This is a genomic window from Tritonibacter sp. SIMBA_163 (genome assembly GCF_046535935.1).
GTDB lineage: Bacteria > Pseudomonadota > Alphaproteobacteria > Rhodobacterales > Rhodobacteraceae > Epibacterium > Epibacterium scottomollicae.
The window spans coordinates 16,578-41,885 of sequence record NZ_JAWJBP010000007.1 but is presented as its reverse complement, the minus strand read 5'-3'; the positions used below and the strand labels follow the sequence as shown (position 1 = coordinate 41,885).

General features: G+C 62.7%; 23 protein-coding genes. 8 read left to right on the top strand and 15 right to left on the bottom strand.

Annotated features, from left to right (window positions below; all coding sequences use genetic code 11):
- The first annotated feature begins 66 nt into the window (after positions 1–66).
- Positions 67–1,695 carry an AMP-binding protein gene (locus R0J92_RS12375; RefSeq protein ID WP_411051884.1) on the top strand — a complete coding sequence of 543 codons (1,629 nt, stop codon included), beginning with the start codon at positions 67–69 and terminating at the stop codon, positions 1,693–1,695.
- Between the two features lie 114 nt (positions 1,696–1,809).
- Entirely contained in the window at positions 1,810–2,820 is a 1,011-nt protein-coding gene (locus tag R0J92_RS12370) for a hypothetical protein (RefSeq protein WP_411051883.1), read from the top strand.
- A 127-nt stretch (positions 2,821–2,947) separates the two neighbouring features.
- On the opposite strand, the gene R0J92_RS12365 is transcribed toward R0J92_RS12370, so the two are convergent.
- The 5 genes from R0J92_RS12365 to R0J92_RS12345 all read right to left on the bottom strand — a co-directional run bounded on the left by R0J92_RS12365 (position 2,948) and on the right by R0J92_RS12345 (position 8,028).
- Positions 2,948–4,186: an SPOR domain-containing protein gene (locus tag R0J92_RS12365; protein WP_411051882.1), complete on the bottom strand. Its 1,239-nt coding sequence runs from the start codon at positions 4,184–4,186 to the stop codon at positions 2,948–2,950.
- A 183-nt stretch (positions 4,187–4,369) separates the two neighbouring features.
- Positions 4,370–5,002: a uracil phosphoribosyltransferase gene (gene upp / locus R0J92_RS12360; RefSeq protein WP_106164827.1), complete on the bottom strand. Its 633-nt coding sequence runs from the start codon at positions 5,000–5,002 to the stop codon at positions 4,370–4,372.
- An 86-nt stretch (positions 5,003–5,088) separates the two neighbouring features.
- Positions 5,089–6,300 carry a phosphopentomutase gene (locus R0J92_RS12355; RefSeq protein ID WP_411051966.1) on the bottom strand — a complete coding sequence of 404 codons (1,212 nt, stop codon included), beginning with the start codon at positions 6,298–6,300 and terminating at the stop codon, positions 5,089–5,091.
- A complete protein-coding gene (locus tag R0J92_RS12350; protein WP_411051881.1) occupies positions 6,300–7,604 on the bottom strand; it encodes a thymidine phosphorylase in 1,305 nt (434 codons plus the stop codon). Before R0J92_RS12350 ends, R0J92_RS12355 begins: the two co-directional genes overlap by 1 nt.
- Positions 7,605–7,608: 4 nt before the next feature.
- Positions 7,609–8,028, bottom strand: a complete 420-nt coding sequence (locus R0J92_RS12345; protein WP_317386457.1) for a cytidine deaminase — start codon at positions 8,026–8,028, stop codon at positions 7,609–7,611.
- A gap of 310 nt (positions 8,029–8,338) precedes the next feature.
- Between R0J92_RS12345 and R0J92_RS12340 the strand changes: the two genes are divergently transcribed.
- Entirely contained in the window at positions 8,339–10,618 is a 2,280-nt protein-coding gene (locus R0J92_RS12340) for an NADP-dependent malic enzyme (RefSeq protein WP_411051880.1), read from the top strand.
- Between the two features lie 374 nt (positions 10,619–10,992).
- Positions 10,993–12,882 carry a propionate-CoA ligase PrpE gene (gene prpE, locus R0J92_RS12335; RefSeq protein WP_411051879.1) on the top strand — a complete coding sequence of 630 codons (1,890 nt, stop codon included), beginning with the start codon at positions 10,993–10,995 and terminating at the stop codon, positions 12,880–12,882.
- Positions 12,883–12,959: 77 nt separating this feature from the next.
- Here prpE and R0J92_RS12330 read toward each other — a convergent pair whose 3' ends face one another.
- The gene (locus R0J92_RS12330) at positions 12,960–13,157 is read right to left on the bottom strand and encodes a CsbD family protein (protein WP_106164832.1); all 198 of its coding nucleotides are present in this window, start codon (positions 13,155–13,157) and stop codon (positions 12,960–12,962) included.
- Between the two features lie 125 nt (positions 13,158–13,282).
- Positions 13,283–13,828 carry a hypothetical protein gene (locus tag R0J92_RS12325; RefSeq protein ID WP_411051878.1) on the bottom strand — a complete coding sequence of 182 codons (546 nt, stop codon included), beginning with the start codon at positions 13,826–13,828 and terminating at the stop codon, positions 13,283–13,285.
- A 151-nt stretch (positions 13,829–13,979) separates the two neighbouring features.
- Between R0J92_RS12325 and R0J92_RS12320 the strand changes: the two genes are divergently transcribed.
- On the top strand, positions 13,980–15,413 hold the full coding sequence (locus R0J92_RS12320; protein WP_411051877.1) for an amidase family protein: 1,434 nt from the start codon (positions 13,980–13,982) through the stop codon (positions 15,411–15,413).
- A gap of 144 nt (positions 15,414–15,557) precedes the next feature.
- On the opposite strand, the gene R0J92_RS12315 is transcribed toward R0J92_RS12320, so the two are convergent.
- On the bottom strand, positions 15,558–16,313 hold the full coding sequence (locus R0J92_RS12315) for an NAD kinase (protein ID WP_106164835.1): 756 nt from the start codon (positions 16,311–16,313) through the stop codon (positions 15,558–15,560).
- Positions 16,314–16,488: 175 nt separating this feature from the next.
- On the opposite strand from R0J92_RS12315, the gene glyA reads away from it, so the two are divergent.
- Complete coding sequence (glyA, locus tag R0J92_RS12310) at positions 16,489–17,784, top strand: serine hydroxymethyltransferase (RefSeq protein ID WP_411051876.1); 1,296 nt, start codon at positions 16,489–16,491, stop codon at positions 17,782–17,784.
- 123 nt (positions 17,785–17,907) lie between these two features.
- Here glyA and R0J92_RS12305 read toward each other — a convergent pair whose 3' ends face one another.
- The 3 genes from R0J92_RS12305 to R0J92_RS12295 all read right to left on the bottom strand — a co-directional run bounded on the left by R0J92_RS12305 (position 17,908) and on the right by R0J92_RS12295 (position 19,655).
- Positions 17,908–18,195, bottom strand: coding sequence for a hypothetical protein (locus tag R0J92_RS12305; RefSeq protein ID WP_106164863.1), 288 nt, complete (start codon positions 18,193–18,195; stop codon positions 17,908–17,910).
- Between the two features lie 91 nt (positions 18,196–18,286).
- Positions 18,287–18,961 carry a PspA/IM30 family protein gene (locus R0J92_RS12300; protein WP_411051875.1) on the bottom strand — a complete coding sequence of 225 codons (675 nt, stop codon included), beginning with the start codon at positions 18,959–18,961 and terminating at the stop codon, positions 18,287–18,289.
- A gap of 97 nt (positions 18,962–19,058) precedes the next feature.
- Positions 19,059–19,655 carry a TetR/AcrR family transcriptional regulator gene (locus R0J92_RS12295; RefSeq protein WP_411051874.1) on the bottom strand — a complete coding sequence of 199 codons (597 nt, stop codon included), beginning with the start codon at positions 19,653–19,655 and terminating at the stop codon, positions 19,059–19,061.
- 184 nt (positions 19,656–19,839) lie between these two features.
- On the opposite strand from R0J92_RS12295, the gene R0J92_RS12290 reads away from it, so the two are divergent.
- Positions 19,840–20,748, top strand: a complete 909-nt coding sequence (locus R0J92_RS12290) for a DUF817 domain-containing protein (protein WP_411051873.1) — start codon at positions 19,840–19,842, stop codon at positions 20,746–20,748.
- On the opposite strand, the gene R0J92_RS12285 is transcribed toward R0J92_RS12290, so the two are convergent.
- The gene (locus tag R0J92_RS12285) at positions 20,711–21,076 is read right to left on the bottom strand and encodes a hypothetical protein (protein WP_411051872.1); all 366 of its coding nucleotides are present in this window, start codon (positions 21,074–21,076) and stop codon (positions 20,711–20,713) included. The genes R0J92_RS12290 and R0J92_RS12285 overlap by 38 nt on opposite strands.
- 128 nt (positions 21,077–21,204) lie before the next feature.
- Here R0J92_RS12285 and R0J92_RS12280 point away from each other — a divergent pair, with 128 nt between their 5' ends.
- Positions 21,205–21,963, top strand: a complete 759-nt coding sequence (locus tag R0J92_RS12280) for an alpha/beta fold hydrolase (RefSeq protein WP_411051871.1) — start codon at positions 21,205–21,207, stop codon at positions 21,961–21,963.
- A gap of 91 nt (positions 21,964–22,054) precedes the next feature.
- Here R0J92_RS12280 and R0J92_RS12275 read toward each other — a convergent pair whose 3' ends face one another.
- Genes R0J92_RS12275 through R0J92_RS12265 form a run of 3 tightly spaced genes read right to left on the bottom strand, consistent with a single transcriptional unit; the run spans position 22,055 to position 25,059 of the window.
- Positions 22,055–22,930, bottom strand: coding sequence for a DNA adenine methylase (locus tag R0J92_RS12275; protein WP_411051870.1), 876 nt, complete (start codon positions 22,928–22,930; stop codon positions 22,055–22,057).
- Positions 22,931–22,934: 4 nt separating this feature from the next.
- Positions 22,935–23,729: an endonuclease gene (locus tag R0J92_RS12270; RefSeq protein ID WP_106164843.1), complete on the bottom strand. Its 795-nt coding sequence runs from the start codon at positions 23,727–23,729 to the stop codon at positions 22,935–22,937.
- Complete coding sequence (locus tag R0J92_RS12265; RefSeq protein WP_411051869.1) at positions 23,722–25,059, bottom strand: DNA cytosine methyltransferase; 1,338 nt, start codon at positions 25,057–25,059, stop codon at positions 23,722–23,724. The genes R0J92_RS12270 and R0J92_RS12265 overlap by 8 nt, the downstream gene beginning before the upstream one ends.
- Positions 25,060–25,308: the final 249 nt, after the last annotated feature.

Below are 25,308 nucleotides of genomic sequence, written 5' to 3'. Positions count from 1 at the left end.
CGGGATCTCCAGCGCAATATTCCGCCTCAAGGGGAAGAACTCCGGCACGACAGAGGAGGAGGACACATGGGTTGGCTGGCGGATGAAACGGGTCTGGAGCGGACGGCGGCAAACTATGTGCCACTGACGCCCTTGTCGCACCTGCAGCGCGCGGCGCATGTTTTTGCGCAGGACACGGCTGTGATCTATGGTGGGGTTCGACATAGCTACAGCGCGTATTACGACAGATGCACCCGACTGGCCGCAGCGTTGGCTGGCATGGGGGTGAAGCCGGGCGATGTGGTCGCGACATTGCTGCCCAACATCCCGGCGCAAGCAGAGGCGCATTTCGGCGTGCCTGCCTGCGGCGCGGTTCTGAACACCATAAACATCCGGCTCGATGTGGACACGGTCGCCTATATCTTTGACCACGGTGGTGCAAAGGTGGCTCTGGTCGACAGCGAGGTTCTGGCGCTCGCAGAGGCAGCCAAGGCGCAGATGGAGGGAGACGGCCCGATCCTGATCGAAGTGCCCGATGCCGAAGCGCGGATCAGCGCCAGCGGACGCCATGTGACCTATGAAGATCTGCTGGCAGAGGCACCGCCTGCGTTCGACTGGATCATGCCCGAAGACGAATGGGAGAGCCTCGCCCTCAATTACACCTCCGGCACCACCGGGCGGCCCAAAGGCGTCGTCTGTCACCACCGCGGCGCCTATCTGATGACCATGGGCACGGTGATCTCATGGCGGCTGCAGATGCGGCCCGTCTATCTGACCATCGTGCCGCTGTTTCACTGCAACGGTTGGAATCACACCTGGATGATGCCGGTGCTGGGCGGCACGGTGGTCTGCTGCCGCAATATCACGGCGGCTGCGATCTATGACGCCATCGCCGATGAGGGCGTCAGCCATTTTGGTGGCGCGCCCATTGTTCTGAACATGCTCGTCAATGCCAAGCCGCAGGACCGGCGCGCCTTTGATCATACGGTGGAGGTCTTCACCGCAGGCGCGCCCCCAGCCCCCGCCACCCTGACTAAGATAGAGGCGCTCGGCTTTCACGTCACGCAGGTCTACGGGCTGACCGAGACCTATGGTCATGTCACCGAATGCCTGTGGAAAGGCGCGGAGTGGAACATGCTCGACACCACAGGGCGCGCCGCCGTCAAGGCACGACAGGGTGTTGCCTTTCCGATGATGGAGGAGGTGACGGTTCTTGACGACAGCCTTGCAGAGGTTGCTAAGGACGGAACAGCGCAGGGTGAAATCGTGATGCGCGGCAACTCGGTCATGAAAGGATATCTGAAGAACCCGGAGGCCACCACAGAGGCCTTTGCCGGGGGGTATTTCCACTCGGGCGACATCGCGGTCCAACATCCCGATGGCTATATTCAGATCGCCGACCGCGCCAAGGACATCATCATCTCTGGGGGCGAGAATATCTCATCGGTCGAGATCGAGGGCGTCCTGATGGCGCATCCGGATGTGAACCTGGCCGCCGTGGTCGCCAAGCCGGACGAGAAATGGGGCGAGGTTCCCTGCGCCTTTGTGGAATTGAAGGAGGGCGCGACGGTGGATGAGGCCGGATTGATCGACTTTGCGCGACGCACGCTTGCGGGGTTCAAGGCCCCCAAGGCGGTGATTTTCGAAGAGCTTCCTAAGACCTCCACCGGCAAGATCCAGAAGTTCGAACTGCGCAAGCGCTTCAAGACCTTCTGACATCAGGGAAAAAATATCCACAAGCCTGGGGTTTCGGTGGCAAAGCGGTTTGCTGCCGACATCCCTTGCATGCTAAAACAACCATAGAACAACAGGAGCAGGCATACCCGGTTCATGACGGTACTCCGTGAATTTCAGCGGCTTGAGGCGGTCGGAATCTGGCGCCCGTCGCCAGAAGACCAGCGACGTGATGTGATCGTCTCGCTCGGGAACGCCACGCTCACCATCACCGACATGCGGGACCGCCCGCTGGCGCATTGGTCTTTGGCTGCGGTGGAACGGGCCAATCCCGGTGAATTCCCAGCACTCTATCATCCCGATGGCGATCCCGGCGAAACGCTTGAGTTGGCCGAGGATGAAACCACCATGCGCGAGGCCATCGAAACCGTGCAAAATGCAATCAGCCGCGCCCGCCCGCGCCCCGGTCGGCTGCGCGTCTTTGGTGGCATCGGCGTGGTGGCCTGTGCGTTGGCCCTTTTGGCTTTTGGCCTGCCTCAGACCATGCGGACACAGACGCTGGCCGCAGTGTCCGAGGTCCACCGAAAGGCAATTGGTCAGGCACTATTGGGGCGGATCGAACGGGTCTCCGGCCAGGCCTGCTCCACCCCCGAAGCCGATCCGATCCTGAAGAAACTCGCGGAACGCACCGGTGTACGCCGGGTTGCCGTGCTGCGTTCCGGCATTGCGGAGAGCCTGACCCTGCCGGGGGGAATCGTGTTGATGCACCGATCCTATTTCGAGGACTACGAGGATCCTGCTGTCGCAGCAGGCGCAGTTCTGGTTGAACATGTGCGCGCCGATGAACGCGATCCAATGGCAGATATTCTTGATATTGGCGGCATCGGCGCCACCTTCCGCCTGCTGACCACCGGCGAAATCAGGCGCGATACGCTGGACCGCTATTCCGAAACCATGCTGTCCTCACCACGCCCAGATGTGGAGACCGAAGCCCTTCTGGCCGAATTTGCCCGCGCCGCGATCCCCTCCACGCCCTATGCCTATGCCCGTGATGTCACCGGCGAAAGCACCGTCAGCCTGATCGAGGCAGACCCGATGGCGGGACGTGAACTGGCGCCGGTTCTGAATGATCGCGACTGGGTGCAGCTGCAGAATATCTGCGGCTGATCCAGCGGACTAAGCAGGCCCTCTGCACCTACGCGAACAAAAGAGACCGGGTAAATTGAAAAGACCGGGCAATTGCCCGGCCCCTCATCTCACTCTCGGTTCTTCATCTCACCGTCAGGCGAAACGGCTACTTGCTGAGCCGTGCACCGCTGAACCCGGCGGCCCGGATGCGCTGCAGCGCTTGTTCGGCGCCGGCAGTGAATGGGCCAGCCAGCACCACCTTGAGCGTCTGCCCATTGCGCGTCACAGAGCCCAGCCGCATCTGCAGTCCAGTTGCCGCCGCAAGGTCACGCGCCACCGCGCGGGCCTGTGCCGGATCCGCCAGCGTCGCGGCGCGAACGTACCGTGGCGCCGCTTGGACCGAAGATGTGTTTGGCAGAACCGCGTCAGGCGCAGAGCGCGTAGACAACCGCGTCACCACAGCCCCACCGCGACGCGGCGGCACGATCCCGTATTTCGCCTTCGCATCCCACAGCACGAATGGGGTCTTATTCAGTGCCCGTTCGACCGGGCGGCGCGGCAGGCTGTCGCTCCAGACTTGCGCCATCTGTGCATCACCTTGCGGCGTACGCACACCACGCAGGCGGTTCATGCGATTGTCGGCCCGGTCCGCAGGTGCGTAGCCTTCGGGGACAACCGCACGATCACTCAAGACAGTTGGTCGGATGGTCTGTTCCGCACGATGAATATTGAGGCGATCATCTTCCCAGGCCACGCGATAGCCCTCGGGCACCTGCAGGTCTTCGCTCTTGCGCCGCTCCAGGTAAACATGCACGGGCAGAATGCGGGTATTGGGCGTGATCTGAGCCAAGGGGTTATCGGACGTGCGCACGCGCGCAGCGGCAACCGGTACCGTTGTCGGCGCAACCGGGGCCGGAGCGGCAGCCACCGGCTGCGGCGCGCGTCGCACAGGACGCGCTGGAGCAAGAGTGGCCTCTGCCTGACCGGCTGAGGTCATCTCGGGTGTGCGTTGGGGTTTGACAGCGGCAACCGGGGGATTACTTACCGGTGTCGGGGTGGCCGTGCGGACCGGCGCGGCCGCGCGGCTCTCCGCTTCGGGTGCAAGCGTAATGATGTCCGGCTGCGGCCCTGCGGGCTTCTGGCTCGACGTGCCCGCCACCTTGGTCGGCTCGGCCCCGCAGAGCTGCTGGCGTGCCCGGTTTACCCGCGGGATCCAGGCAATATTGCCGTCGACTCCGGCGCGAATGAAGATACAGCCCCGGCTGTCGACATATTGCCGCCCCTGATAGCTTGCCGGGGGGAACTCCGCAGGCTCGGCGGTGCGTGACGAAATTTGCGCTTCGACACCGCCTGTAAACCCACCTGCCAAGATGATGGACACTGCCGTAACTATAGTGATTTTCATGGCCCCACCCCACAACATATGGGCCCAAGATGACTGAGTTTCCGGTGTGAGTAAAGGTAATGCCCGCAACAATATCGGGTGTTTCGGCCAATCGTCGCCAGATTGTCGCCGCTCAGCCCGACGGGAGGGGCGGAACGGCTCTTTGCATGATGTGACAGCATTGCTGTCGGGCGATGTGCAGGTTTACTTGGTGCCGAACATGCGGTCGCCAGCGTCGCCGAGACCGGGCATGATATAGCCCTTTTCATTCAAGCCACGATCCAGCGATGCGGTGATGATTTTGACATCCGGATGCGCTTCTTTCATGCGCGCCACTCCTTCGGGCGAGGCCAGCAGGCACAGGAAACGGATATTGTTGGCACCTGCCTCCTTCAGCAGGTCGATCGCCGCCACCGAGGAGTTGCCGGTCGCCAGCATCGGATCCACCGCAATCACCATCCGGTCGGAGATCTGCTGCGGCACCTTGAAGTAGTATTGCACCGGCTGCATCGTCTCTTCGTCGCGGTACATGCCGACAAAGCCGACACGCGCCGACGGCACCAGCTCCAGCACACCGTCCAGCATGCCGTTGCCTGCGCGCAGGATCGACACCAGTGCCAGCTTCTTGCCCGCGAGGATCGGTGCTTCCATATCCTCCATCGGGGTTTCGATGGTGGTGGTGGTCAGCGGCAGCTCGCGGGTGACCTCATAGGCCAGGAGCTGGGTCAACTCGCGCAGGAGCTGGCGGAATTCCGAGGTGGACGTGGCCTTGTCACGCATGATCGTCAGCTTGTGCTGCACCAGCGGGTGGTCAACAACTGTCAGGTGGTCACTCATCAGGCACACTCCATTTTGCTTTTTGCTGTCTTAAAACAGCGTGATTGTGAACAAAAGCGCTTTTGCCGCGCGTGGCAGCACGGCCGTTACAGAAACGACCGCCCCGGCCCCTGCGCGGCCACGCCGAGATGCGTCGCGACCGAGGCCGCCACATCCGCAAACCGCACCGAACCGATCAACCCTGCACCCGCGCCTGCGATCAGCACCGGCACCTGTTCGCGGGTGTGGTCCGTGCCGGGCCAGCTGGGGTCATTGCCGTGATCGGCGGTCAGGATCATCAGATCCCCCGGGCGCAAGCCTTTGATGACGCGCGCGATCTCACCGTCGAACCACTCCAGCGCGCGGGCATAACCGGAGATGTCGCGGCGATGGCCATAGAGGCTGTCGAATTCGACAAAATTGGCAAATGTCAGGCTGCCGTCCTCGGCGCTCCGCACCGCTTCTGCCAGATACCCCATAAGCTCGGCATCCGCGCCTTTCTTCAGCGTATCAATGCCCTGCATGGAGAAGATGTCACCGATCTTGCCGATCCCATGCACACGTCCGCCGCTCTGCTGCACCCAATCGGTGAGGATCGGCGCAGGCGGAATGATGGCATAGTCACGCCGGTTTGTGGTGCGGGTGAATCCCTCTTCCGGGCTGCCTACGAAGGGGCGTGCAATCACCCGCCCCACTTTCATCGCATGCAGATACGGCGCCACATCACTGCAAAGCGCCAACAACCGGTCGAGGCCAAAGCTCTCCTCATGCGCGGCGATCTGGAACACGCTGTCGGCCGAGGTGTAGCAGATCGGCAGACCGCTTCGCATATGCTCCGCGCCCAGCTCGCCGATGATGGTAGTGCCGGAGGCATGACAATTGCCGAGAATACCCTCGGTGCCCGCCGCCTGCGCCACATGAGCCACCAGTGCGGCGTCAAACGCATCGCCCTGGTCCGGAAAATAGGTCCAGTCCCAGGGCACCGGCAGCCCGGCCAATTCCCAATGCCCCGAAGGCGTATCCTTGCCCGCACTCACCTCAGAAGCCGCGCCCCAGAGTCCCTGCGGCGCAGCGTCCAACCCCGGCACCGGCTGCGATGACGCCAGCCGCACCGCCGCCCCCAGCCCCAGCGCATCCAGGGTCGGCATATGCAACGGCCCGCTGCGCCCCTCCTCGGCCCGCCCTTCGGCGCAGGCTTGGGCGATATGGGCCAGCGTATTGGCTCCGAGGTCTGGCAGATCCTTATTGAAATAACTCGACGCATCCGGCGCGCCGCCGATCCCCACGGAGTCCATGACCACCAGAAAAGCACGCGCCATCATGTGATCCTTTCATGCACCAGCGGCGGCAACTCGGGGGCAGCAGGCGCTATGCTCACCGCCGCCCGCAAGGCCGACGTCGCCTCTTGCGCGGCGTCCATGTGGGCGGCATGCACCCGCGCGATCACATCGCCCCGGGTCAGGTTTGCCCCCAGCGGCACAAGATCAGAAATCCCCACCGCCAGATCCACCCGGTCGCTCTCCACCATGCGCCCGCCGCCCAGCCGAACAACCGCCAGGCCAAGCGCCTCGCCGTTGATTGCGGCAACATGACCGGCACTCTCGGCTGTCACCTCAAGGATCACCGGCGCTTTGGGCAGGATCGTCTCCCAGCTCTCGGCAAAGCCTATCGGCCCGCCCTGTGCCGCAACCATGCGGGCAAAGCGGTCCGCAGCCCGGCCATCCGCCAAAACAGCGGTAATCTGCGCCTCGCCATCTGCAATACTCTCCGCCAGCCCCGCCTGAACCAGCAGCCCGCCGCCCAAGGCCACTGTGATGTCGAGGATTGGCCCTGCCGCCTGCCCCTTCAGCGCCCGCATCACCTCAGCGACTTCCAACGCATTGCCCAATGCGGGCACCAGCGGCTGGTTCATATCAGTGATCAGCGCCTGTGTCGGGCAGCCGGCGGCATTGGCCGTCTCCACCAGCGAAGTTGCCAGCGCGCGAGCCTCCTCCAGCGTTTTCATAAACGCGCCGGAGCCGATCTTCACGTCCAGCACCAGGGCCTGCGGGCTGGCCGCCAGTTTCTTGGACAGGATCGAGGCGGTAATGAGGTCGAGACTCTCGACCGTCGCGGTCACATCCCGCACCGCGTAAAGCCGCTTGTCTGCAGGTGCAATCCGTGCCGTGGCGCCCACGATGGCACAGCCCACCTCGCCCACGATGCTGCTCAGCCGGTCCTGCGAGACCTGCGTGCTAAGGCCGGGAATGGCCTCCAGCTTGTCCAGCGTGCCGCCGGTATGGCCCAGCCCGCGCCCGGAGATCATCGGCACATAGGCGCCGCATTCCGCCAGCGCCGGCGCCAGCAGCAGCGAGACACAATCGCCCACGCCGCCGGTGGAATGCTTGTCCACCACCGGTCCCGGCAGATCCCAAGTCAGCACGTCGCCGCTGTCCCGCATCGCCAGCGTCAGGGCGCTACGCGCGGCGGGCGGCAGGCCGTTGAGACAGACCGCCATGGCAAAGGCACCGGCCTGTGCATCAGAGACCTCGCCACCAGCCAGCCCTTGGGCAAACCAGGTCAGGTCCTCGGCGGACGGCACCTGCTTTTGTCGCAACTTCGCAATAACCGCACGCGCATCCATAATGTCAGCTCCGCTCCATGTGGCCCGCGTCAAAGGCACCGGGCAGAAGATCGCCGATGGTGGTCTTCATCTCGACCCCATCCGTGGTTGCCAGGGTCACGGCGACATCCGCCGCCCCGAATTCCTTCAGCTTCTGACGGCAGCCGCCACAGGGCGGGACCGGGCTCGGGCAATCTGCAATCACATAGACCTCCGCCAGTTCGGTCTCACCAGAAGCGACCATTGCGGCAATGGCGCCCGCTTCCGCGCAGGTGCCCTCGGGATAGGCGACATTCTCGACATTGCAGCCGACATAAACGCTGCCGGAGGTCGCCCGGATGGCCGCGCCCACCTTGAAGTTAGAATAGGGCGCATGGGCGTTTTCACGCACGGCGGCGGCCGGAGCGCGCAGCGACGGGCCGGAGGGTGCATCAGATGCGGGCATGGGGGTACTCCATCCTGGGCCCCCGGCGCGGCATCCGCATGGGATCCAAAGCCGGTTGGGCCGTAGTGTTCCTGTTCACCGCCAGTCTTTGCCGGTTTTGATCGGATGGTCAAACGCGATCTCTGCGCGTGATGTGCGATCCACCCGGTTCTGCGGTTTGGTGAGGCCTGCCCGCCTGCGGCTTGTCTGGTGCGATGTGATGATGTCAGATGTGCATATTCCGCCGAGAGGAGATCGTGCGACAAAACGCGGTTCCCCTCGATGAAAAAATAGTTTAACGCTAAACTATCACCATCAGGAGCGCTTATTCATGCCCGACAAGACATCGGAATCCCTGCGCGACGCGGCCCTTCGCTACCACGAGTTCCCGCGCCCCGGTAAACTGGAAATCCGCGCCACAAAGCCGCTGGCCACCGGCAATGACCTCGCCCGCGCCTATTCGCCCGGCGTCGCCGAAGCCTGCCTCGAGATCAAGGAAGACGAGGTCAACGCCGCGCGCTTCACCGCCCGTGGCAATTTGGTTGCGGTGGTCTCCAATGGCTCCGCCGTGCTCGGCCTCGGCAATATCGGCGCGCTCGCCTCCAAGCCGGTGATGGAAGGCAAGGCGGTCCTGTTCAAGAACTTCGCCAATATCGACTGCTTCGATATCGAGGTGAACGAGAGCGATCCGGAAAAGCTGGCCGATATCGTCTGCGCGCTGGAGCCGACCTTTGGTGCCATCAACCTTGAAGACATCAAGGCGCCGGATTGCTTCATCGTCGAAAAGCTCTGCCGTGAGCGGATGAACATCCCGGTCTTTCACGACGACCAGCATGGCACCGCAATCGTCGTCGGCGCTGCGGCCACCAACGCGCTGCACGTGGCGAACAAGGCCTTCGAGGACATCAAGATTGTCTCCACCGGCGGTGGTGCGGCGGGGATTGCCTGCCTCAACATGCTGCTGAAACTGGGGGTGAAGCGCGAGAACATCTGGCTCTGCGACATCCATGGTCTGGTCTACGAGGGCCGCGAAGAGGACATGAACCCGCATAAGGCCGCCTTTGCGCAGGCCTCGGACAAGCGCACCCTGGACGAGGTGATCGACGGCGCGGATCTGTTCCTCGGCCTCTCCGGCCCCAATGTGCTGAAGCCCGAGATGGTCGCCAAGATGGCGCGCCGTCCGATCATCTTTGCGCTGGCCAACCCGACGCCGGAAATCATGCCCGACGCCGCACGTAAAGTGGCCCCGGATGCGATCATCGCCACCGGGCGCAGCGATTTTCCCAATCAGGTCAACAACGTCCTGTGTTTCCCGTTCATCTTCCGCGGCGCGCTCGACGTCGGCGCGACGGAGATCAACGACGAAATGCAGATCGCCTGCGTCGACGGCATCGCGGAGCTGGCGCGCACCACGACCTCGGCCGAGGCCGCTGCCGCCTATAAGGGCGAACAGCTGACGTTCGGCGCCGACTACCTGATCCCGAAACCCTTCGACCCGCGTCTGGTGGCTGTGGTGTCCTCTGCCGTGGCCGGCGCGGCCATGAAGAGCGGCGTGGCGAAACGTCCGATAGACGACCTCGGGGCCTATCGCGCCAAGCTGAACCAGAGCGTGTTCAAATCCGCCCTCCTGATGAAGCCGGTGTTCGAGGCCGCCCGCGCCGCGGCCCGTCGCATCGTCTTTGCCGAGGGCGAGGATGAACGGGTGCTGCGTGCGGCTCAGGAAATCCTGCGTGAAACCACCGAGACCCCGATCCTGATCGGTCGTCCCGAGGTGATCGAGAGCCGCGCCGAACGGCTGGGCCTGTCGATCCGCCCCGGTCAGGACGTGCAGATCGTGAACCCGGAAAACGACCCGCGCTACCGCGACTACTGGTCCAGCTATCACCGCATCATGGAACGCCAGGGGGTCACGCCGGATCTCGCGAAGGCGATCCTGCGCACCAACACCACCGCCATCGGTGCCATCATGGTACATCGCGGCGAAGCGGACAGCCTGATCTGCGGCACCTTCGGCGAGTATCGCTGGCACCTGAACTACGTGCAACAGATCCTCGGCGGCGGCACCTATGCCCCCCATGGCGCGCTGTCGATGATGATCCTCGAAGATGGGCCCCTGTTCATCGCGGACACGCAGGTGCGCATTGAACCCACCCCGGAAGAAATTGCCGAGACCGTGATCGGCGCCGCCCGCCATGTGCGCCGCTTTGGCCTGACACCGCAGATCGCACTGTGTTCACAAAGCCAGTTCGGCAACATTCCGTGCGATACGGGAGCGCGCCTGCGCGCCGCACTGGAAATCCTCGACGACAAGCGCCGGGACTTTGTCTACGAGGGCGAGATGAACATCGACACCGCGCTCGACCCGGAGCTTCGCGAAAGGATCTTCCCCAACTCCCGCCTTGAGGGAGCCGCGAATGTACTGGTCTTTGCCCATGCGGATGCCGCATCCGGCGTGCGCAACATCCTGAAGATGCGCTCCGGCGGGCTGGAGGTCGGTCCGATCCTGATGGGGATGGGCAACCGCGCTCATATCGTGTCGCCTTCGATCACCGCGCGCGGATTGCTGAACATGGCTGCCATCGCAGGCACGCCCGTAGCCCACTACGGCTGACGCCCAGCGCGCAAAGCAGACAGCAAAGGCGGGTCGCAATCTGCGCCCGCCTTTGTCCGGATTGGGGGTCGTCGGATGCCAGCCCCTGAGGCGGGCATAGCCTCATCCCACCACCCCTGCGCTGACCGTTTGCGCAAACTGAGTCGCAACTGTCTGCGCAATATCTGCAAGAGTTAGCTTTGCAACTTTGCAGACTTCGGAATTTTCTTCACCGAAATGCCGGCCACGTCATGGTTTGCAAACTTTGCAATCCGAATTGGCAAATTCATCCACAAATCTGATCCGATCTGACGCAGGGTCGCCCAGCGCGCTTGCGAGGGTTTGAGCCTTGCGCCTAGGCTCTGTCGCAAGAGGAGACAGTGAGGAGGATCCCCATGACCTATTCTGAGGTGTATGCACATTGGAAGGCTGACCCGGAAGGGTTCTGGATGGAGGCCGCCACGGCCATCAGCTGGGACCAGGCGCCGACGCGGGCGCTGAGCGATCTTGGCGACGGGCTTTATGAATGGTTCGCCGACGCCAAGGTAAACACCTGCTACAACGCCGTTGACCGCCATGTGGAGGCCGGGCGCGGTGAGCAGACCGCGATCATCTACGACAGCCCCGTCACCCACACAAAGCGCGAGATCTCCTATGTGGAATTGCGCAACCGGGTGGCGACGCTGGCCGGGGCGCTGCGGGCCAAGGGGATCGAGAAAGGCGACCGCGTCATCATCTACATGCCGATGATCCCCGAGGCCATCGAAGCGATGCTGGCCTGCGCCCGCATTGGCGCGGTACATTCCGTGGTCTTTGGGGGCTTTGCGTCCAATGAACTGGCAGTGCGTATTGATGACGCCACCCCCAAGGCGATCATCGCCGCCTCCTGCGGCATCGAACCGGGGCGCACGGTGCATTACAAGCCTCTGCTGGACGGCGCCATCGAACAGGCCAGCCATAAGCCCGACTTCTGCGTCATCTTCCAGCGCGAACAGGAAGTGGCAGAGCTGATCGAGGGGCGTGACGTGAACTGGCACGGGTTCCAGTATGGCGTGGAGCCTGCAGATTGCGTGCCGGTAGAGGGCAACCACCCCTCCTATATCCTCTATACCTCTGGCACGACTGGGCAGCCCAAGGGGGTGATCCGCCATACCGCCGGCCAGCTAGTGGCGCTGAACTGGACGATGAAGAACATCTTCAACGTCGATCCCGGTGATGTGTTCTGGGCCGCCTCCGATGTGGGTTGGGTGGTGGGTCACAGCTATATTGCCTATGCGCCGCTGATCCATGGCAACACCACCATCGTGTTTGAGGGCAAGCCTATCGGCACTCCTGATGCGGGCACCTTCTGGCGGATCATCTCGGAACATAAGGTCAAGACCTTCTTCACCGCCCCCACCGCCTTTCGCGCCGTCAAACGTGAGGACTCCAAGGGCGAATACGTGGCGAAATATGATCTCTCCTGTCTCGGTCAGGTCTATCTGGCGGGCGAACGGGCCGATCCCGACACTATCACCTGGGCGCAAGATCAACTGAAGGTGCCGGTGATCGACCACTGGTGGCAAACAGAGACCGGCTGGCCGATTGCCGCAAACCCATTGGGGATAGAGACACTGCCGGTGAAACTGGGCTCTCCCGCAGTGCCGATGCCGGGCTATGACGTGCAGATCCTCGATGAAGGGGGCCACCCGATGCCTGCGGGCGAACTGGGCGCCATTGCCATCAAACTCCCCCTGCCCCCGGGCACGCTGCCAAACCTGTGGAATGCCGAGGATCGCTTCCGCAAAAGCTATCTCACCACCTTCCCCGGTTATTACGAGACCGGCGATGCAGGGATGATGGACGAGGACGGCTACCTCTACATCATGGCGCGCACCGATGATGTCATCAATGTCGCCGGACACCGTCTGTCTACTGGCGCGATGGAGGAGGTACTGTCGGGCCACCCGGATGTCGCGGAATGCGCCGTCATCGGGGTGGCGGATAGCCTGAAGGGTCAGGTGCCGCTTGGCTTTCTCTGCCTGAATGCCGGATGCAGCCGCAGTCATGCGGAGATCAACGCCGAAGTCGTCAAGCTGGTGCGCGACAAGATCGGCCCGGTCGCCGCTTTCAAGCTCTCCTGTGTGGTGGACCGACTGCCCAAGACGCGTTCGGGCAAGATCCTGCGCGGCACCATGGTGTCGATCGCCGATGGCACGGAGTGGAAACAACCGGCCACCATCGACGATCCGGCGGTTCTTGAGGAGATCACCGTCGCTCTGAGGGCGCTCGGCTACGCGATGTGACCCCGTAAAGACGACAAAGCGGCCCCCGACGGGGACCGCTTTGCTTCATCGAATGCCGCTTGCTCTACGGCAAATGGTCACTGACGCGCCGCGAAATCATCGACCTGACGTTCAGCTTCGTCCTTGGCCACGCCGTAACGCTCCTGAACCAGACCCACCAGTTTTTCACGGTTGCCGGCCACCTGATCGATCTCATCTTCAGTCAGCTTGCCCCACTGGTTCTGTGCGGAGCCTTTGAGTTGCTTCCATTTGCCTTCGATAATATCCCAGTTCATCGTCAATACTCCTGTCTGTTTGGCGTCGCTCACACTGCATAAACTGCGATGCGTGCTGCTTGACCTGACAACGTGGATGCACCGGGATTGTTCCAAATTTTCTGACAACCGCGCGCCCGTATCTGTCAGGGGCGCACGGTTTTTGGCTCCGCGAAAAACTGCACCCTGATGCTGGCCTGGTCTGCCAACTCTCCGTTGCGATGGCGAAACTCGACCACATACTGGCGTGGTCCTGCCGGGTAGTAACCCGCACAAGGCGCAAACGGGTCAAAGCTCGCCGCGACCTGCGCCTCGATCTGCTCTGCGTATTGCGCGCCCAACTCAGGGGTTCCACCCGACTTGTAGCTAATGCCCGCGCCCTGCCCCTGGCTCGGCGGGCATCCCCAGCCAAACAGGAACTCATACTCAGAAAAGGCCTCGAACACCCAAGGGTCACCATTTGCATCGGGAAGCGCAAACCACGCGGCATTGTAGATGATACCCTCCTCCGAATACATCAGCGACACGCCGGAACAGCTGTCCGTCACAGGGTCGTAGTCGGCGCATTCATAGGGCGTGTCGATCATGTCATCCATCACTTGCAGGACAGACACGAATCCCTGTGCGTGTCCCATTGAGCTGACCAACACACCGGCGGTGGCCAGCAAAGCGCACCGAATAGTCTTCATCATCTGATTATGATCTCTCGTATCAAAGGACGCAGGATCTCCCTCCTGCACTGGCACGACACTGTTGTGACCGGCCTGAACATATCCTTAACAGGATTGGCCCTTCCCAGCCCAGAGGACGCGCACTAGTCTCTCGATCAAGGAGATTGTTAACATGTCAAATCAAGACCTTTGGCGCCTGAGCGCAACCGAATTGTCCACCCTGACCACAGCCGGTGACATCACGCCCACAGCCGCCGTGCAGAACGCCATCGCCCGTCTGGATGCAGTGAACCCAGCCCTGAACGCCGTCGTGGAGGATCTCCGGGACGAAGCCCTGGCCCGCGCAGAGGCTCTCGACGGCACCCCAGCACATCTGCGTGGCCCGCTGCATGGCGTGCCGGTGACCATCAAGATCAACGTGGACCAGACCGGCCATGCCACCTCCAACGGCATTCCCGCACTCAAGGACCTGATTGCCCCGGACGACGCGCCGGTGGTGCAGAACCTCGAACGCGCAGGCGCAGTGGTAATCGGGCGCACCAACACACCGGAATTCTCCTTTCGCGCCGACACCGACAATCCGCTCTACGGGCGGACGCATAATCCCTGGGGGCGGCATATCTCGCCCGGTGGCTCTTCCGGTGGCGGCGGGGCTGCGGTCATGGCCGGCATCGGCCCGCTGGCCCATGGAAACGACATCGGCGGCTCCCTGCGTTTTCCCGCCGCCGCCAATGGCGCGGTGACGGTGAAGCCCGGCCTCGGCCGCGTGCCGGCCTGGAACCCCTCCCAGACGGCAGAACGCGGGCTGCTGGCCCAATTGATGAGCGTGCAGGGCCTGATGACCCGCTCCGCCCGTGACCTGCATCTGGCCATGCCCGCAATGATAGCACCGGATGTGCGCGACCCCTTTCACGCACCGGTGCCCTGGCAGGGTCCCAGTGTCTCAGGCCCGACAAAGGTCGCCTTCACCCGCAACCCGCACGGCTATGATCTGCACCCTGAGGTCGAGGCCGCATTGCTCTCGGCCCGCGACGCCCTCACCGATGCGGGCTACATCGTCGAAGAGATCGAGCCCCCCAATGTGTTCGAGGCCGGACGCACCGGCTACCGCGCCTTGATGGGTGAGATACACGCGCTGATGAAGCCGGATCTGGATGCCGTCGGCTCAGACGTCATCCGCACCATGTTCGACACCTATTTTCAGGAGTTCCCGCCCTATCAGGGTGACGAGCTGCTGAAGATGTACGCCAAGCGCAGCCACTACGCCCGTCAATGGGCGCTGTTCATGGCGGATTACCCGCTGGTGCTGACGCCGTTCCTGCCACAGCCCTTCTTTGCGCCAGACCGGGACCGCGAAGGGGTCAAAGGCGCCCATGACGTGCTGGGCTGCGCGGTCTATTCCTACGCGATGAACTACATGGGGTTGCCCGCCGCCTGCGTGCCCTCCCGCCTGGCGCAATTGCCCAAGGGGCCGCAGCCCATCAACGTACAGATCGTGGCGCAGCGCTGGCGCGAGGACATGGCCGTGGATGCCGCCATCGCCATCGAGGACCGTCTCGGCCAGATGGCACCTCCTCTTTGGGACCACATGGCCGCACAGGTCTGAGTTCTACCATTGGGGCCGCCTCATGGTCCCCGCGGCACCGTTTCATCTTTTTTGAAATACCTCCCGCCGGGAGGCAACGGCCCCGTGCCCCGCGGGCACGGGGCTCACCCTGTCGCGCGTCAGCGCGTCCGCTGGGGTCAGGGGTTAGTTGAACTGCTCAGAGATCAGCCGTTCCTCCAGCCCGTGGCCGGGATCAAACAGGATCTTATGGCTGATGCTGCGCTCGCTCTGGATCTCCACCCAGTCGATATCCTTGAACGACACCGAATCCGCCTCCGCCATCACCGGCCGCTTTGCCGCGTCGATCACGTCGAACCGCACAGTTGCCCCGCTGGGCAATAGCGCTCCGCGCCAGCGCCGGGGTCGGAACGCCGCGATTGCGGTCAGCGCCAGCACATCCGCCCCGATCGGCAGGATCGGACCATGGGCCGAGAAATTATAGGCGGTGGAGCCCGCCGGCGTGGACACCAGCGCCCCGTCGCAGACCAGCTCCGCCATCCGTTGCCGCCCATCCACCGAGATCTGCAACTTGGCCGCCTGCGGCCCCTGACGCAGCAGCGACACCTCGTTGATTGCCATCGCTTCATGCATCTGCCCGTTGCGATCCCTTGCATGCATGCGCAGCGGGTGGATGGTCTCTTCCTGCGCGTCGGCCAGACGCTCCATCAGATCGCCCTCACCATAGCTGTTCATCAAAAAGCCGACGGTGCCACGGTTCATGCCATAGATCGGCACGTTCAGATCCACCGTCTCGCGCAGTGTGTGCAGCATGAACCCGTCGCCGCCAAGCGCCACGATCACATCTGCCTCGCTCATCTCGACGCTGCCGTAGCGACTGACCAATACGCCACGCGCGGTTTGCGCCAGCGGGGCCGTACTGGCCAGAAATGCGATTCTCATGGAACGTGATCCTGTTTCCGGAAGGGTCCAAACGGTTCCGAAACAAGCACAGGTTTTCCCCGATGACCAGACTTGCCGTTCAGCTGACCCGTTTCGTCGCTTTACAGTCTTTCAGATCCGTGAAGTTTCCGATAGGAAATCTCGCAAAGACCACCCCCAACCAGACGGAGCCAGCATGACTGAGACCCCCCGTGACACCGGTTTCTTCACCCAGAGCCTTTCCGAGCGTGACCCGGAGCTGTTCGGCGCAATCACCGACGAGCTTGGCCGTCAGCGCGACGAGATCGAGCTGATCGCCTCGGAGAACATCGTCTCCGCCGCCGTTATGGAAGCACAGGGTTCCGTGCTGACCAACAAATACGCCGAAGGCTATCCGGGCCGCCGCTACTACGGTGGCTGCCAGCATGTGGACGTGGCGGAAAACCTTGCCATCGACCGCGCCAAGCAGCTGTTCAACTGCGAATTCGCCAATGTGCAGCCGAACTCCGGCAGCCAGGCGAACCAGGGCGTGTTCCAGGCACTGCTGCAGCCCGGTGACACCATCCTCGGCATGGATCTGGCCTCCGGCGGTCACCTGACCCATGGTGCGGCGCCGAACCAGTCCGGCAAATGGTTCAACGCGGTCCACTACGGTGTGCGCGAAGACGACAACCTGATCGACTATGACCAGCTGCAGGCGCTGGCCACCGAGCACCAGCCCAAGCTGATCATCGCCGGCGGCTCCGCCATTCCGCGTCAGATCGACTTTGCCAAGTTCCGCGCCGTGGCCGACAGCGTCGGCGCCTGGCTGATGGTCGACATGGCCCACTTCGCCGGTCTCGTGGCCGCGGGCGAGCACCCCTCGCCCTTCCCGCATGCGGATGTGGCCACCACCACCACCCACAAGACTCTGCGCGGTCCGCGTGGCGGCATGATCGTCACCAACAACCCGGATCTGGCGAAGAAGTTCAACTCCGCCATCTTCCCTGGCATCCAGGGTGGCCCCTTGATGCACGTGATCGCCGGCAAAGCCGCCGCCTTTGGCGAAGCGCTGAAGCCCGAGTTCAAATCCTACCAGAAGCAGGTGCGTGCCAATGCGGTGGCCCTGTCGGATGAGCTGATCAAGGGCGGTCTGGACATCGTCACCGGTGGCACCGACACCCATGTGATGCTGGTGGACCTGCGTCCCAAGGGCGTGACCGGCAACATCGTCGACAAGGCTCTGGGCCGCGCGCATATCACCACCAACAAGAACGGCATCCCGTTCGACCCGGAAAAGCCCACCGTGACCTCCGGCATTCGTCTGGGTACCCCGGCGGGCACCACCCGTGGTTTTGGTGAGGACGAGTTCCGCGAGATTGCCCGCCTGATCGTCGAAGTGGTCGATGGTCTGGCCGCCAATGGCGAAGACAGCAACGCGGCAGTCGAGGAAACCGTGCGTGGCAAGGTCGCAGCCCTCTGCGCGCGCTTCCCGCTCTACCCGAACCACTGAGTTTGATCGCCTTTGAGCGATCATGAACACATAAACCGCCGCGTCTCGGACGCGGCGGTTTACTGTTTCTATCTGTGGCGACTGACAAAAGGAGCAGGCGTTCCCTGCCCCCCGTTTGCCGCATCAGCTCTCGGAAGATGGTTCCTTCAACGCCTCTTCCAGCATGCGCTCGTTGCGGACCTCTTCGATGCGGCGGATCCGATCGGAGCTCTGACGGATATCAAAGCGGTATTTCACCACGTTGATCAGGCTCAGTGTCAGCAGCAGGATGCCCATGCCCCAATATCCTTTGGTCGCCAGCGGCACCTCGGTCGACAGCCAGAGCGAAATGCCCAGCATGCCATAGGCGACCACGACGCCGATGATGTTGAGGTTGGTGATCAGGGCGTTCTCATTGCGTGCGTCAAACATGGTTTTATCCTTCATTTCCAAATAGATTGTCTGCGGAGCCTAGCGCTCCCGGGTTTTCGTCTCAGGGCAGTTCTGCCCTCGCATGTCGGGATCAGCGTTCGGTCTTCAGGCGGCTCAGCACATCCGTTGACGTGCTCTTGAGCGGCGTGCCAAACCCCGCATCCGCCAATTGATCCGCCACCGAGTGCGGCGCGAGACCGGTTTCAATCTCGCCCAGAATTTCCGAGGCCTCGAAGGGGTCTTCCTGGCCCAGGACCTCCTGGATCAGCTCAGCCGCTTCATCCATGGGCTGGCGGTTCAGCGACCGGCCAAGGCTGGCCTGAGCGCGGTGCTCGCCCTTGACGGCGCGGGCCGAGATCGCGCCCTGCCTCAAATCAATCAGACGACGGTGCGCCGTCTCCACCGATTGACGCAGGCGCATGATGCGCGCCTCCAGACGTGACCGCGTGTCCTGACGCAGGCTGCGCTCATTCTCCATTTCGGCAATCGCTGCGGCAGCGGCTTCGGCCAGATCGTCGCGCCCCTCTGTCAGGGCCGCACGTGCCCGCGCCGTCAGATCCGCAATCCGCGTATCCAAGGTTGCAATCTGGCGCTGCTCGGCCCGTTCTTTCTGGATCAGGCTCACCAGCGTCGACTTTGCCGATTTCAGGTCATCGGTGGCCTGGGCAATTTTCTCCTCGATCAGTTCGATCGAATACTGCTGGCGGACCTGCGCCTCTGCTCTGCGATTTGCGCCCGTCATCAGGGTCTTGAAAGTTGAGAACATGATCGCTCCTCCATTCGTGAACATCGTTCACAAGTGGGGTAGCAAAGTCATGAACGCCGTTCAAGATATTTTTTGAACAATGTTCAAAAGGTATGGATTACCTGACCATCAACCGTGACAAAACCAATGCGATCATCCGTCGGATGTCCTGTGGCGGCACACCGGAGATCCGGTTTTCAAGCCCAAGAAGCACAATTCCATGAACAGAAGAAAACAACGCCCGCACCGTCAGGGCCTGCTCTTCTGCTGGCTGATCAGGGAACAACTCCGCCACCGGGCCCGCGATATGCTGGAACAGCCGATCCAGCGCCGTGCGGTACCAGACCGGCACCGCGCCATCCGCAGGCAATTCCAGATCGAACAGGGCGCGCCACAGGCGACTATTGTCACTCGCAAAATCCAGATAGGCCTCACTCATCAGGATCAACCGATCCGTGGCAGACGCGCCCCGTGATGCGGTTATGGACGCTTCGACCACCGCGCCCAACCGCTGAAACGTGCGACCGTTCACCGCCATCACAAGCGCGGTCATGTCATCGAACGCGTTGTAGATTGCCCCCACCGCACAGCCCGCATCCTTGGCCAGATCGCGTGCGCGCAATGCCGTAACCCCCGTCTCCCGAATACGCGCTTCCGCCGCAACAACCAGTTTGTCGCGCAGATCCGCTCTGCGTTGCTCTGCTTTTGTCGTCATGCTTGCCCGCCAATTCTTGAACCATGTTCATGCACCTATAAACCCGCTCAGGCGCGAGATGCAAACCTTGGCATTGCATCTGGGGCTGCACCCTGTCTCGGCGGCAACACTCTGTCAGGGCAGACAAAGTCAGGGCAAACAATCAGGATGGACTTTGGCGCGGTTTTCTCGTCATTTGCCCCGCATGATCCAGACTGACCAAAACCCGAACCGCACCCGCCGCCTTGAACGCACCCTCGGCGACTGGATGCGCGCCCGCTTGCCCTTTGCGGTGGCGGAATTCGTGATGTTCACTCTGAAACAGGGCTGGGCAGCGATATTCGGCATTCTGCTCCTTGGGGGACTGCTGATTTCAGATCGCATCTGGCAGCCGGATTGGGCGCTGGCGCGCTATGATGCGCTGTTGCTCTATGCGCTGGGGCTGCAGGTGCTGTTTCTGGCCGCCGGCATGGAAAGCTGGCGCGAGGTGCGGGTGATCCTGCTGTTCCATCTCACCGGCACGGTGATGGAGATCTTCAAGGTTGATGCGGGCAGCTGGGCCTATCCCGGCGACGGTCTGGCGAAACTCTGGGGTGTGCCACTGTTTTCCGGCTTCATGTATGCCTCCGTTGGGTCCTACATGGCGCGGGTGATCCGCCTGTTCGACATGCGCTTTGCCCCCTACCCGCCGCTATGGCTGGCCACCTGCCTAGCGGTTGCGATCTATGTGAATTTCTTCAGCCACCATTTCCTGCCGGATATCCGGCTGGCGCTGTTTGTCGCCACGGTGGTGATCTTCATCCGCACCCGGATCTGGTTCTATATCGGCGGACAAGCCTATTGGATGCCGCTGCCGCTGGCGGCCTTCCTGTCCAGCTTCTTCCTCTGGGTGGCGGAAAACGTCGGCACCCGCACCCGCACCTGGCTTTATGCCGGTCAGGACAGCGACCAATGGGTCAGTATCGCCAAGATGGGCAGCTGGTATCTTCTGCTTTATGTGAGTTTTGTCACTGTGACATTGGTGGTGCGCGATGCGCTCTCACACACGCCTTACCGACCGGTCACGCCAACCGATGTCAGACAAAGCCCCGCCAGCGCAACACCACCACCATAAGTGCAATGACACAGATCAGCGCAAAGCCAACAGTGGCCGCGATATCCAGCAGCCGCCCCTTGCGCCGGTCCTTGAGGTCCAGCTCTGCCAGATAGGCCCGAAGCCGCCGCGCTTTTCGGAGCAGACCGTCCTGATCCAGCGTTGCAGCGATGCGCGGATGGGCAAAGCTTGCCTCCGCTGCCACCAGATCATCCGCCGCCCGGCGCATCCGGTGCGGCAGGTGACGCCGAGCCCGGCGCAGGCTGTCAGCCAGCTCGCCGGAGAGTTTCAGTCGTTTTTCCAACAGCGTTTGGATCTGGTCCAGCTCACTCTGTAACGTCTCGCTCATGGCGCGGGGATCCTCGGGCTGCGCGTGTAACAAGCTGGACCATACCCACCGCGGGTGCGGATCTCAATGCCGCCGTGCGCGCAAGGTTGGGGGCTGACAGTCGGGCGGGTTGCGGCTATCACCGCCCTATGCTGAATACGATCATACATGGCCACCCGACCGACCAACCACCCCTGCTGATTGCCCATGGCCTCTACGGCTCCGGGCGCAACTGGGGCGTGATTGCAAAGCGCCTGTCTGATGAGCGGCAGGTGATTGCGGTGGATATGCGCAACCACGGCAACAGTCCGCAGACCCAGACCCACAGCTATGCCGATCTGGCCGAGGATCTGGCCGAGGTGATCGCTGCCCATGGCGGGCGCATGGATGTGGTGGGGCACTCAATGGGTGGCAAGGCGGCGATGATGCTGGCGCTCACCCACCCCGACGCGGTGAACAGGCTGCTGGTCGCCGATATTGCCCCGGTGAGCTATGAGCACACACAGGCGCATTTCATCACCGCCATGCGCAGTGTCGACCTCGCGCGGGTGAGCCGCCGGTCCGACGCACAGGAGCAACTGGCAGAGGCCGGCGTGGACGCGATGCTGCAGAGCTTTTTCACCCAATCGCTGGATGTGGAGAACAAACGCTGGCGATTGAACCTCGACACGCTGGAACGCGAGATGCCGCATATCCTGTCGTTTCCGGAGGTTGAAACCCATTGGGACGGAGCAGCGCTGTTCCTGACCGGGGCCAACTCCGATTATGTGCAGGCGGAGCATCGCAGCCGCATCAAATCGCTGTTTCCCGGTGCCCGCTTTGCCAAGATCCCCGGCGCGGGCCATTGGCTGCACGCGGAAAAGCCGCGCGAATTCGAGGCCACGGTGCGCGCGTTTCTGAACGCCTAGGTCAAGGTCAGATAGCAAACAGACGGACCCCTTCGCCTGCTGTGGTGTCTGTTCGCCAGACCGGACTGGCCTCGCTCCTTCGCGTGAGGCTTCAGTAGGTCAACAACAACCGATCCCGGACCGCCTCTGTCTGCATCCGCTGGCCACCCATCTGGAACCGCTTCAGCATGGATTGCCCCATATTGACGAGGATCTCGCGCTGAAACAGCCCGTGCGGGATCTCGATGTCACAATAGACATCGCCGGATTTCTTGGTGCCGTCGATCGACATGGCCACCCGCACCCCGCGCGCCTTGCAGGCAGCGATGCTGGCGAACAGCTCCTCCAGCCGGAACGCCTGCGCGCCATACAGAATGGTCTGCGAATGCGCATAGGGCGGGTCGCAATAGACCACATCCCCTGCCCGCGCCTGTGCCATGGCGGCGCGATAATCCAGACAGGCAAAGCGCGCGCCCGCCATCCGGGTACGCCACATGTCGACCCGCTCGGCAAACTTATGCGGCTTCATCACCGGGTGGCTGCCGCAGGGCGTCGACATATAGCCATCCTTGCGGCGAAACCGCACCACGCCGCCGTAACAGGCCCGGCACAGGAACAGGAAATCCGCCCCATTGGGCGTGGCATTGTAACGGGCCTTGATTGCCTCGTAGACCTCCACACGGTCGCCCGCCATGAAGGCCTCATAGCGCGCCTGGTACCACTGGTTCAGCAACTCGGGGTCATCCTGCAAGGCCTGCCAGATCTCAACCAGCGGCGGGTAGATGTCGGAGCCCACGGCGCGGGTGGGCCGCAAGTTGGCCATCACACCGCCCGCGCCCAGAAAGGGTTCGAAATAGGTGCCATAATCCTTGGGCAGATGGGCGACGATCTCATGGGCAAAGCGTTGCTTGTTGCCGACCCATTTCAACAGCTGGGTCTTGAACGGAGGAGCCGGTGCCTCGCCCGCCACGGGCAACAGCGCGTCCATCCCCTCAGACCTCGTCCCGATAGGCGATCCGCCGCGTGTAGCTCAGCGCATTGGCGGCCACGAGGCGATAGTGACGCTCCTGCAGTACCTGGATCTCATCGCCCTGCACCGCCAGTTCGAACAACGCCACGATGCTGTCATCCATGAACTGCGCGGCGATCGCACGGCAGCGCATGCCGGGAAACTTGGCGTCGGCATAGCGGATGTCCTGACTGACCTGCACGATGCCGATCTGATCCTTGCCACCCTTGGCCTGCACCGGAATGATGGTATGGCAGCCGTACCGGTCGAGGCCGATATAGAGCTCGTCGATCTCGATCTGGCCCATGCCCTTCACCGTGGTGCGCAGGTGGTTCTGCAGACTGTAGGTGGTGAGGCCCAGAAACGTGTCGATCAGCCGGTTGTAGCGCACCACCGCCAGCAGCGCCTGCTCGTCATCCAGCGCATAGGCGCGGATGATGGCGGGGGTGGCGTCGGGGATGTCGATGACCTCCAGATCCTGCTGCGGCAGGATGCGGTTGATCTTCACCAGGCTGAATTTATAGACCGCTCGCCCGGCCAGTTCGATCACCCATTCGCGCCCCTCGGGCTGGGTGGCCACGATGGCTTCGGGCAGCACATTGCGAAAGCGAAAGGAATAGAGCACATCACCGAGGTTCTTGGGCAGTTTGATCGCCAGCTCCTGTGCGGCCTGTTCCAGCTCCTCGCGGGTGAAGCCAAACTCGGTCGCGCCTTCGCTGTAACGTTCGACAAAGATCTTCTCGATCAGGGCGCTGTAGCGGTTCTGCTGCTTAGCCATTGGCGGTCTTGGGCGCGGTCTCTGCGCGTTCCAGCTCGATATCCGCCTGCCGCCGCTTGGTCGCGCCGCTCTTGCGGTCCCGGCGCGCTGGCATGGCGTCCACCTCGAAATGGGCAGCGGCGCGGGTCAGGTCGAACTGCAGCAGCTTGGGATCCCCCAGCGCCAGCGTACCCTCCGGGCGTTCGGGCTGATAGCCAAGTGCTGCCATCATCTGAGCCGCCACGGCACGGGCCAGGGGCGGCGGCACCGAATTGCCGATCTGACGCGCACCATGCCATTTGGTGGCGTTAAAGCGGAACCAGTCGGGGAACCCGTGCAGCCGCGCCATCTCGCGCACGGTGACGCAGCGGTCGTATTTGTAGTGGATCGGGCGCGGACTGGTGAAGGCACCGCGCGCCCCATCCGTGCCCGCCCGCAACGTGTTGGAGACACCGCCCCGGGCCAGCTTGAAGAAGCGGCTGATCGGCTCCACCGCACCCTCGGCAGTTTCGCCAAAGCGACGGCGGGTGATCTCGGTGTGACCGGTCCGCGCGCTCGACGTTAGAACCGAGGGCTGCCAGTCGCGGATATAGCCGTGGTGCCAGGCATCATTGGTCAGCCCGCGCAGCTCGGCCGCGTAGTCCGACGGTTTGCCAAACCGCACACCGCGCGTGGCATCGCTGTCCAGCAGCGCGTCAAAGCGTTCCGCATCTGGCAGATCCCCCAGCGCCTCGCGGCAGCTGGGCCCGTCAGGCAGCCCTTCGAAGGTCTTGGGCTTGCCGCTGATATTGGTCTGCGGCGCGGGGTATTCGGGCAGCGGCAGGCCTTTCTTGACCCCCATCAGGATCAGTCGCTCACGCGATTGCGGCGTGCCGAAATGGGCGGCGTTCAGCACCTTCCACGGCGTGCGACAGACATATCCAGCCGCATCAAAGGCCGCCACCAGCTCCTCAAGGAACTGCTTGTGCTTGCCCACCGTCAGCCCCTTGACGTTCTCGAACACAAAGGACTTGGCGTCCAGTTCCTTGACAATGCGCAGGAAATCCATCGCCAGCCGGTTTCGCGGATCGTCCAGCACCCGCTTGCCGATCATCGAGAACCCCTGACAGGGCGCGCCGCCGGAGACACAGTCGATTTCCGCATCGCCCAGGCCTGCCGCCGCGCGGATCTGCTCGCCGCTCAGCCCCTCGACAGAGCGCGCCAGAACCGCCGTATGGGGGAAGTTGAACTTGTGAACGGCGCAATGGACCGGGTCGATTTCCACCGCGGCCCGGACGTCAAACCCCGCCTGCTCGAACCCGAGGCTAAGGCCACCTGCGCCCGCAAACAATTCGACTGCGATCGGTCTCAACTTTCGGCGCCCTTCGTTCACGTTTGATTCTCATATTCTAGCATGGGAGAGACGCGATGTCGATCGCGTCTGTACCTCTTACACAAGCTGCAGATCGAATGCCAGAACGTCTCAGAGCCGACAGGAGTAACGCCTAGTCCGCTGGAGCGGCGGCGCGGACAATGATGGCAGTTTCGGGCAGCTTTCACGTCCCACGCATTGCGACGAACGCCGTCATTTCAGCTTTAGATCCATTGGCGTGATGACTAT